Origin of the sequence: Gluconobacter sp. (assembly GCF_047723935.1) — a bacterium.
In the GTDB taxonomy this organism is placed as follows: domain Bacteria; phylum Pseudomonadota; class Alphaproteobacteria; order Acetobacterales; family Acetobacteraceae; genus Gluconobacter.
In genome coordinates this window covers 21,050-31,322 of the sequence record NZ_JBDOBO010000026.1, presented here as the reverse complement: position 1 = coordinate 31,322, position 10,273 = coordinate 21,050, and the positions used below count along the sequence as shown (strand labels likewise).

The window sequence follows — 10,273 nt, the reverse complement described above, 5'->3', positions numbered from 1 at the left end:
TAACATAAAAATGTAATTTATGTTTCTGTTTATGGGGATTCTGGCATATTTATGTATTCAAATTGGACTTCGAAAATGGAAGAAGATTCTTGCACTTTCGTTTTGTCTGTGGTTCCAGTCATCCCTGTCTAGGAAGTTTCTTGATATCAAACTTTCAGAAGTGTCTGTGTCAAAAACTGTCTTTGGTGGTGCGTCATACTCGTGGCTTACCCTCAGGGTAGGCGGAGACTAGTGCGTAAATAGGTGGAATATTTTTCACGTTGGAAGAAGTGTGGAAAAGTTCGACCTTTGAAATAGATCTTTCCACAGGGATTTTAAAAATCTTTTGCTGGAAAGGTGGTTGCTGGACATCATCAGCACCTGGGTAGGGAGGATGGCAATGCCACAACCTGTTCCTACAGCGAGCGTTTTGAAGCGCCTGTTTCAGGTCTGTCAGGGTTGAGAGTTGCTTGCCATGGTTTCGTATCGAATATCTGATCAAGATAATCTTCGTCTTTTTCATGCATTTCGGTCTGACTGCGGGTATTGATGGGTATGACTAAGATGCTTTCAAGTTCAGTGCGACAGGCCCGTGAAGCAGACCCGACACTTTTGCGCCTCAAGCTGATTGGGCAAATGGAAGCACGGACCCTGACAGGGGAGAGTGTTCTTCCTGTCGGGGGTAAAACACGCGCGCTTTTGGCCATTCTGGCTCTCTCTGACAGGAAGCCCGTCCTTCGTTCTCGGCTGGCTGAATTGCTATGGAGTCGCCGCCCAGAAGATATGGCTCGTGCGTCGTTGCGGCAGGAAATTCATCGTCTTCTGGATGCTCTGAGCCCGCTTGGCGTCGAAATCATAGACGTGCAGCGGCATTCTCTCATGCTTAAGCCTGCCCTGACTTCTGTCGATGCAGAACGTATTCTGACGGCGAGCGTAAGAACCATTGATAGCATCCCGGCTCCTGAGGAAGTGCTGCTTGGGGAGTTGAGTGGCATTGATGTGGCCCTGGATGAGTGGCTGAACCAGCAACGCGCCCGGCTGTCGCATCATCTACTGGGGCTTTATGAAAGCTGCCTGCGTGAGTTGACTGACCCGGAGCAGGTTGATGACGTTACTGACCGCCTTCTGAAAGTTGATTCTCTGAATGAGGCTGCATGGCGCGCTAAAATTCAGAGCGCCCTGCGTCGCGGTGAGCAGGCAAGGGCCGTACTTTTGGCGGAGCAGGCTGTACGGGCTTTCGGGCAGGAAGAAGGGCATGTGGCAGGCCCTGTTACTCAGGCACTGATTTCGAGTGTTCTGAAAGCGGCGGGGCTTGAGCCAAGTCTTACGACCGCTGGAATTGCAGAACTGGAGAGTACGTCTGTACTGTTTCCGGGGAGCGACGAAAATCTTCTCGGCGCTGCTGGCGCACAACGCACCGATCCAATGCTGGCATTGCCTCTACATCTTTCGCAAATGGCGGCTGGGCAGTCTCGAAAGATCTCGTTGCTGGTCCTTTCGCCCTTTGCCGCTGACGGGTTGAAAGATGCTGAGTTAAAATGTGCGACCAGCCTTAGTGATCAGTTTGAGTTGCTGTTCGTCCATGTCGATACATTCGACATCGTTGCAAAGCCTGAAGGGTTTGTGCCTGATCCGGCTAATCCGATGGCATCGTATCGGGGGCTCGGGGCTGATTATGTTGTCACGGGGGCTGTCCGTTCAGGGGCTTCGGATAATACCTTCCGGCTTATCCTGAAGGTTCTGGACGTCCGGGCGGGCGGATTTATTGTCTGGGGTACGTATTACGATCTGCCTGATCTGGACCCGATGTCAGTCAGTAATGGGCTGATCGGCCCGGCGACAGCAATGCAATGGGGTCTTCTTCTTGCCGAGGGGCGCCGTACAGCGAACCGGGCTGACACGGAGCTTTCGGCTCTGGGTAAAGCCACTCGGGTCTTCATGTTGCTATTGAAGCGGGACAATGCCCTGTTCCCGAGGATTAGGCAGCTTCTGGATGCTGCCGGACTGGAAGACCCCCGGGAAGGCACTGTAGCGGTCATGCAGGTGCTTTACTGCCTGATCCGCTATGAAAATGACTGGAGTGCTGAAGGTACAGCTCTGCTTGCAAATGGTATCAAGTTTGCGCGGTTGCTGGTTAATCTCAAGCCAGATGCGCCTGGTATGGCTATCCTTTTGTCGGCGTTTCTCATGCATGATCCGGCATCCGTGCCTCTGGCACGGTCAATCGTGCGAATGTGTGAAAAGTCCATGGCGGGGCCTTCCGGGACACATAATCTGCACGATGTGCTGCTGTGTCGCGTCCTGCTGCATGTTCTGGACGGAGATCTGGAGGGTGCAGCTGCGATCGCTGGAAAACTGCGTCATAATCCGTATCATTCTCCGCTTTCCACATTGATCAGACCATTTTTCATGATGATCATGATGCTGGGTGGAGAGAGGCAGGACGTCATTGAAATGGGGCGCCTGATGGCAGGGCTACACCCCAATTATTCAAGTGCGTTGGTCTATTATCTGGCGGCTTTGGTGCTGGAGGGCGAAAGTGCTGAGGAGATCCAGCAGGTTCGCGAGCACTTGCACCGGTTGGTCCCCGACCTGACAATTGAGAAGATTTTGAGCCGTTTCCCATATCTGAATGCCACTAAAAAGGCAGAGCTTCAGCAGGCTTTCAGCTCGACAGGTCTTTTATAAACCGCTCATGTGCGGGTAGGGCGCTTGGCCTTACCCGGTGAGCGCGATATGAACACGGAATTGATGTTGCCCGGATTCAGGTTTCGCCAGTCTGTCTCCATGCCCGTGACGGCCCTGGCCCGGCCCGCAGGACCACCATGATGTCTCGTATGCAGATGATTGTTTCCAGCTCTTCCCGTCGTTTCGCGTTCCGGACGGCCCTAGGCATTCTTGCCGTCGGTACAGTTGCAGCCTGTGGCGGCGCTCGTGATCCCAGTAGCCTTACCGCTCCCCGTAATCATCTGCTTGGCGTTGATCGCGGTGCAGAGGGTGGTGCGGACCAGCTCAAGGGCGGCGTTAATGCCTATCTGTGGCGTGGTGCGATTGATACGCTCTCGTTCATGCCATTGGCTTCGGCAGATGCTGTTGGTGGGGTCATTCTAACGGATTGGTATCAGCCGCCATCCAGCAAGGATGAGCGTTTCAAGATTGCTGCGTATGTACTCGACCGCCGGATGCGCTCTGACGCGCTTCGTGTCTCGGTATTTCGGCAGGTGTTCCAGGATGGTGAATGGCAGGATACTCCAGTTTCAGCCACGACCACATCTGACATTACGACCCGCATCCTGACCCGCGCCCGCCAGTTGCGTGCAGAAAACGGCGAACAGGGTAACTGAGTTAGACATGAGCGATACGACAACCACGGCTTTCGATTTTCAGTCCCGGGAGCCGTTCTGGCAGGCAGAGTGGAAGCAGCGAAATGTATTTGCTGTTCCAGATGTGCCTCCGGCTGACCGGCCAAAATACTACGTGCTGGAAATGTTTCCGTACCCATCCGGCCAGCTACACGTGGGTCACGTACGGAATTACACACTTGGAGACGTCGTAGCGCGTTACAAGCGGGCACGAGGGTTTTCGGTGCTTCATCCCATGGGATGGGACGCTTTTGGACTGCCCGCTGAGAATGCAGCGCGGGAACGCAATGTGCATCCTGGTAAGTGGACGATGGAAAACATCGCCACAATGCGCGGCACGCTGCAACGTCTCGGCTTTTCCTTGGACTGGGACCGTGAAATCGCGACCTGCCTTCCGGAATATTACGGCAAGCAGCAGAAACTGTTTCTGGATATGCTCGCCGGTGGTCTGGTTGAGCGCCGGGATTCGTCTGTAAACTGGGACCCGGTCGATGAGACGGTTCTGGCCAATGAGCAGGTTGTCGAGGGACGCGGATGGCGGTCCGGAGCGCTGATTGAGAAGAAAGTTCTTTCTCAGTGGTTCCTGAAAATCACCAAATTTGCTCAGCCGCTGCTTGATACGCTGGGGCAGTTGGATCGCTGGCCGGAACGCGTGCGGACGATGCAGGAGCGCTGGATTGGGCGTTCAGAAGGTGCGCGTGTCCGTTTCGCTCTTCATAGCCCGCCGTCGGGCTTCGACATTGAGCTGGATGGTATCGAAGTCTTCACGACGAGGCCGGATACGCTGTTCGGATTGAGCTTCGTTGGTATTGCCGCGGATCATCCGCTGGCAGCCAAGGTCGCCCGGACCAATCCTGCTGCGGCTGAATTTATTGAAGAATGCCGTCGTCTTGGGACATCCGAAGAGGTGATTGAGGCCGCTGAAAAGCGTGGCTTCGATACGGGTCTTCGCGTCAGTAATCCTTTGAATCCAGATCAGACGGCGCCCGTCTGGATCGCCAATTTCGTGTTGATGGATTATGGCACGGGGGCAGTGTTTGGGTGCCCGTGTGGCGACCAGCGCGATCTCGATTTTGCTCATAAATATGATCTGGCTGTGCCGCAGGTTCTGCTTCCCGCTGGGGAAGATGCGGAGACATTCCGCGTTGGCCGGAAGGCTGTCGCAGGTGAAGCCACGCTCTACAATTCGGGATTCCTTGACGGTCTGGCTGTTGCAGTCGCCAAAAAGACTGTCATCGAGCGTCTCGAAGGCATGGGCGTTGGGCATGGCGTCGTAAACTGGCGTCTGCGGGATTGGGGAATTTCCCGTCAGCGTTACTGGGGCTGCCCGATCCCCATTATTCACTGTGAGAAGTGTGGTGCAGTTCCGGTTCCGGATGATCAACTGCCAGTTGTCCTGCCAGAAGATGTGACATTTGATCGGCCGGGCAATCCGCTGGATCATCATCCGACCTGGAAGCACGTTTCCTGCCCAAGCTGCGGGTCTGCCGCCACGCGTGAAACAGACACGTTCGACACGTTTGTGGACAGTTCTTGGTACTTTGCCCGCTTTACCAGCCCGCACGCGCCAACGCCGACCGTACCGGCCGCGGCTGATGGCTGGCTTCCCGTCGATCAGTATATCGGCGGCATTGAACATGCGATCCTCCATCTGCTCTATGCGCGCTTCTTTACCCGCGCCATGCATGAGACGGGTCACTTGGGTCTGGATGAGCCGTTTGATGGCCTCTTCACTCAGGGCATGGTCACGCACGAGAGCTACAAGGACGGGGCAAACTGGCTCTATCCGGAAGAAGTCGAGCGTCGTGGTGATGTGGTTGTCCGACGTGACACGGGAACGCCCATTCAGGTCGGACGCTCTGAAAAGATGTCCAAGTCCAAGCGCAATACGGTCTCTCCGGTAGAGATTATTGAGCGTTTTGGTGCTGATACGGCGCGGTGGTTTGTGCTGTCAGACAGTCCGCCAGAACGTGACATGGAGTGGACAGCTTCTGGCGTGGCTGCTGCGGCCCGGTTCGGGCAGCGTCTGCATCGTCTGGTTTCGGCTGTGGCTGCGGCTGATCCGATTGACAGTGTGCATAGCTCGGCTGGAGATGATCTGCGCCGTGCTACCCATCGGGCGATTGCAGCGGTCACAGAAGCTCTGGAAGCGTTCACGCCTAACGTTGCAGTGGCGCGACTGCATGAGTTGACCTCCGCTCTGGCAGAGGCTCAGGGTAAGGAGGGAGCGGGGTTTGCGGCCGCTCGTCGTGAAGCTGCTTCCGCGCTTTGCCTGCTGTCTGCGCCGATGATGCCGCATCTTGCAGAAGACATGATGGCAGTTCTTGAACCCGGTGGTGAACTTGTTGTGAATCGGGCATGGCCTGAGGCGCAGGATGAGTGGCTGGCAGTTCAGAGCGTCACGATCGGTGTGCAGGTGCTTGGCAAACTGCGTGGAACGATTCAGGTGCCGCCTGATGCGCCAAAGGATGACGTTCTTGCTGCGGCTAAGGCTGAGCCTAATGTTGCCCGGGCCCTTGAGGGCAAACGTCTGGTGAAGGAAATCCACGTTCCCAACCGGATCGTCAATTTTGTGGTAGCAGGCTGATCGTGAAACATCGCAGTTCCCTGACTCTCTCTGCGTTCCTTCTGTTGGGAGGGTGTGGTTTCACACCCCTCTACGGCAAGATGGACACGAAAACCGATATTTCGGCTGAACTCGCACAGGTTTACGTCGCGAATATTCCGGGAAGATATGGTCAGGAACTGCGGCTGGCCCTGCAAAAAAATCTTGCAGGCGCCGGTCCGGAAAATCCTCAGCGTTATACGCTGCGGGTCAACTCGGGCGCGAACAGTGAAGCCATTGATATTCACCAGGACAACACGGCTGGCCGTATCCGCGTTTCCGGTTCCGCGCACTGGCAGTTGTTCACAGTGGAGCAGTCTCCCCAGTTAATCACGCAGGGAGATGCAACGACACTGGACGGTTACAACGCCAGTTTCGAACAGTATTTTGCTCAGACGCTGAATGACGAAACGACCAAGGGGCGCGTTGCGGGCACCCTGGCTCAGAGCCTTACGCAGCAGCTTGCTGTCTGGTTCCGCTCTCATAATATGCCGTCTAATGCGGCACCTGTTGATATGCCGCGGTATATCAATACGGATAGCATGCCGTCTGATAATGGATCGGCGACGGATCGTGTTGGCGTGGATGGCTTCCCAGCCTCTGCGACAGGACGTCTCTCTCAGGGCACCACAAGCAATTAATGAAAATTGAGGCCCGTAATATTGGCCGCGCCTTATCCGATGCCGGAACGTGGCGCGCCATTCTTCTTCATGGCGAAGACACGGGGCTAATACGGGAAAGAGCGGCTCAGGCCGTTCGGCTCGTTGCAGAGACGCTGGACGATCCATTTCGCGTCTCCCAACTCGATCGCGAGACGCATGATCGTCTTGAGGAAGAGGGCACTGCTCTTTCGTTGATCGGTGGTCGGCGTGTCGTGTGGGTTCGGAGCGGCACGGATGCTCTGACGCCCATGCTGACGCGTGCTCTGGAAGTTTCGACGGACACGCTGATCGTTATTGAGGCGCCCGGCCTTTCGTCAAGATCCACCTTGCGTGCATTCGCCGAGCGCCGGAAGGACGTGGCATCTATTGCCTGCTATCCCGAGGAAGGGCGGGCATTATCCCAGACGGTCACAGATGCACTGTCTCAGGCTGGAGTTTCTATCGATCGGGATGCGTTGACCTGGCTGATAGGGCGGCTTGGTGCAGATCGAAGCAGCGTTCGCGGAGAAATCGAGAAGCTTGTTCTCTATGCAGGGCCAAACGGTCGGCTTGATCTTGACGCTGTTCAGGACTGCGTGGGTGATGCGGGAGGGAGTTCTCTCGAAGATGCGGTCTTCGCCGCATTGTCTGGCCATCGGGCAGAAGCAGATCAGGCCCTGGAGCGCGCTTTGGCCGATGGGGCTAATCCCGTAGCTGTTGCGCGTGCGGTATTAAGCGTGCTGACGCGGCTTCAGAAAGTGGCACTTGCAGTGAAGGCTGGCCAAGGCCGCGCAGAAGCCATGAAAGCGCTCAAGCCGCCAATCTTCTTTAAACGGACTGCTGCGTTTAATCAGGCTCTAGACCGTTGGTCTGTTGTGGCTCTGAGCAGGGCTGCACGCGAAACGCAGGCTTTTGAACTGGCCTGCAAGCAAAGTGGTGCACCTGATCTGGCACTTTGCCGACGTCATATTTCGGCGCTGTGTGGCATCTGGAAAGTCTGAGTTTCCAGCGTCTGCATTAAGTGGATGGGTTGTCAGTGTTGTGGTTATGGAAAACGGCGGAGTTCAGCTCCGCCGTTTTGCGTTCTGGCTTAGAAGCGCGCAGACACATCCAGATAATAATAGCCGCCAGCAATACCGAGCTGGTTGGTGCTCATGTAGTACTTGGGCGCACCAAGATAACGGTTTTCCTTTGGCACGACGGAGGGGTAAGCAGCGAAGATGTTGTTGCCGCCAATCGTCGCACTCCAGCGGGTGTTGATGTTGTAGGTTACAGACGCATTGGTGGTCCATTTAGGTGCGTTCTGGAACTCGCGATAGTTCGTTGTCGAGAACGCGTTCGGGCCAGTGTAATAGGTCAGGTTTGATGTCGTCTGGCCGTAGCGGATTTCGTGAACTGCAACGGCCCACGTGTTGTTGGGCGAGTGCCAGCGACCGCCAAAGATGATCTTGGAGCGCGGGTAGGCTGTCGTCAGATAGGCGAGAGTAGGGATGGTCAGCAGGTTTGCACCGCTGGTGGTTGTACCCTGATGGCGCAGGCGCGTCCGGTTCAGGTTGATGGCAACGTCCCAGTCCACATGACCGAAGCGGCCGAACTCGCTTGGGTAAGTTGCATTGATGTCCAGGCCCTGTGTGCGGGTCGTGGCGACATTCGCGAACCAGTAAGCTGACAACTGGCCAGCACCCCAGTTTTCGGAGCCTGACGGCAGTGGGAAACCGTTTGCGTAGAGAGCCTTATATGCCTGTGAACCGTAGATCGTTCCACCTGGCTGGATACGATCACGGAGATCAATTTGGTAGGCGTCAACCGTGACGTGAAGCTTACGGATCGGTTCAACGATGATGCCGCCTTCGACGCTTGTGGCCTGTTCTGGCTTCATCTGTGAAGCGCCGTTGGCCAACGCACCGGTGGAGTTGGCTGCAATCAGGCCGCGTGCTGCCGTTGGGGAGACGGCAAGCGCGGAGTAATGCTGCTGGGCCAGTGTTGGGGCGTGGAAGCCACTGCTGAATGTTCCGCGAACAGCAAACCGCGGGCTAAAATCGTAGCGTGTGGAGACCTTGCCGGTTTTGGCATTTCCAACATCTGTATAGTGCTCGACGCGGCCTGCCAGATCGACCTGCCAGTTCTTCATCAAGTGGGTAGAGATATCGACGTATCCAGACGCGACATCACGGGACCAGTTGCCGGCGTTGTAAGTTGTCGTACCGGGGATGCCGTCAGCGCCTGTGCCCGCAATGCTGTCTGCGGAGCCAGTGCCCATTGAATAGGATTCATAGCGATACGCAGCGCCACCGGCGACATTGATGCTGTGAGGCCAGAAAGAAAAGTTGAACTTCCGGGACAGATCGAAACTGCTCGTCCACTGGGAGTTGTTATATCCCTGCGCATTGTAAAAGTTCGTAGGCGTCCGTCCGTCTGCTTTGTAAACGGCGCTGTTAATCGTGCTGAGAGCATCAAAGCGATCGAAGTCACGGCCATACACTGTGGAAAGATCCCAGTGCCAGCCAGCCAGCATACCTTTGAAACCAGCCGTCAGTTCGTAATCGTTCTCTTCCAGTCCCAGGATCGGCGAATAGCCATACGGGTATTTTGCGGCGTATCCGGGATAGGCGCTCAGGGTCGAGGGCAGGCGGTAGTTCTGATAAGATTCCGCATGCCGATGGGCATAGGTGGCACTGGCATAGGCCTGAACAGTCTCGGTGATGTCGTAACCTGCCGTGATGGCGACGCTCTCACGTGTCTGTTCGGGCTGGCTCAACACCTGGTTGGTATACTGGTTGGTACGATTGTCTTTACCGGACCGGAACGCATGGTCCTGATGCACGAAATCGCCACCGATATGCACATAGCCACGGTTATTCAGATTGAATCCGCCATCCAGATACACACCCTGCTGGAAGCCATCCCCCTCGCTGGTGATCCCGGTGTTGGAGCGCATGCTCAGTCCGTGGTCCTGCTTCTTGGTGATGATGTTCACCACGCCAGCGATTGCGTCGGAGCCGTACTGGGCTGATGCGCCGTCACGCAGAACTTCAATGTGATCGATCATGGACATGGGCAGCATGTCGATATCAACCGGGGTTGCGCCTTGAGATGGCCCCGGATCGGCATAAATATTGGCCGTTGTATGACGACGCTTTCCATCTACGAGCACAAGGGTTTCGTTAGGGTTCAGACCGCGCAGGGCAATCGTGTCCGTCAGGGCGCCAGCGTCGAAACCTGCTGTCGGGACTGTCAGGGACGGTAGCAACAGGGAGAGGGCGTCGCGAAGCGTCGGCTGACCTGTGGACGTGATCTGACGATTCGAGACGACGTCGATCGGGGAAATGGAATCCCGCGCTTTTTTGCCGAACTCACGCGTTCCCGTGACAATTACAGCCTCAGTGCCGCCGGATACGTCTTTGGCGTGTGCGGGGGAAGCATTGCGGACTGCTTGGCTCTTGGTCTTCTTGTGATCGTTATCCGTTGTCGGGACGGCTGCGCATAGTCCTGCAACCGGCATCATGAGAGAGGAGCCAAGAAGTGTGGTACCAAGGAGGCCCAGATGTCGGGAAGAAAAGCGTACAGCCACGATTTAACGATCTCACGAGAGTGTATGGAGAATTCGACAATCTGGTGTCGTGTATCGTTTTGGTCAACGCAATTTCTTACAGTTTGATAACATTCCCGAAAATTGTGTCCTGGTG

General features: G+C 55.8%; 6 protein-coding genes. 5 read left to right on the top strand and 1 reads right to left on the bottom strand.

Going from position 1 to position 10,273, the window contains the following annotated elements:
• Positions 1-528: 528 nt before the first annotated feature.
• The 5 genes from ABF979_RS10035 to holA all read left to right on the top strand — a co-directional run bounded on the left by ABF979_RS10035 (position 529) and on the right by holA (position 7,588).
• Complete coding sequence (locus ABF979_RS10035; protein ID WP_202207730.1) at positions 529-2,667, top strand: hypothetical protein; 2,139 nt, start codon at positions 529-531, stop codon at positions 2,665-2,667.
• Between the two features lie 74 nt (positions 2,668-2,741).
• Complete coding sequence (locus ABF979_RS10030; protein WP_415559520.1) at positions 2,742-3,323, top strand: DUF3576 domain-containing protein; 582 nt, start codon at positions 2,742-2,744, stop codon at positions 3,321-3,323.
• Between the two features lie 7 nt (positions 3,324-3,330).
• Positions 3,331-5,928, top strand: a complete 2,598-nt coding sequence (gene leuS / locus ABF979_RS10025) for a leucine--tRNA ligase (RefSeq protein ID WP_415559517.1) — start codon at positions 3,331-3,333, stop codon at positions 5,926-5,928.
• Positions 5,929-5,930: 2 nt separating this feature from the next.
• Positions 5,931-6,587 (top strand): hypothetical protein, encoded by a 657-nt coding sequence (locus ABF979_RS10020; protein ID WP_415559515.1) that lies wholly within the window; start codon positions 5,931-5,933, stop codon positions 6,585-6,587.
• Entirely contained in the window at positions 6,587-7,588 is a 1,002-nt protein-coding gene (gene holA / locus ABF979_RS10015) for a DNA polymerase III subunit delta (RefSeq protein WP_415559513.1), read from the top strand. Before ABF979_RS10020 ends, holA begins: the two co-directional genes overlap by 1 nt.
• Positions 7,589-7,677: 89 nt before the next feature.
• Here holA and ABF979_RS10010 read toward each other — a convergent pair whose 3' ends face one another.
• Positions 7,678-10,158: a TonB-dependent receptor plug domain-containing protein gene (locus ABF979_RS10010; RefSeq protein ID WP_415559511.1), complete on the bottom strand. Its 2,481-nt coding sequence runs from the start codon at positions 10,156-10,158 to the stop codon at positions 7,678-7,680.
• Between the last annotated feature and the right edge of the window lie 115 nt (positions 10,159-10,273).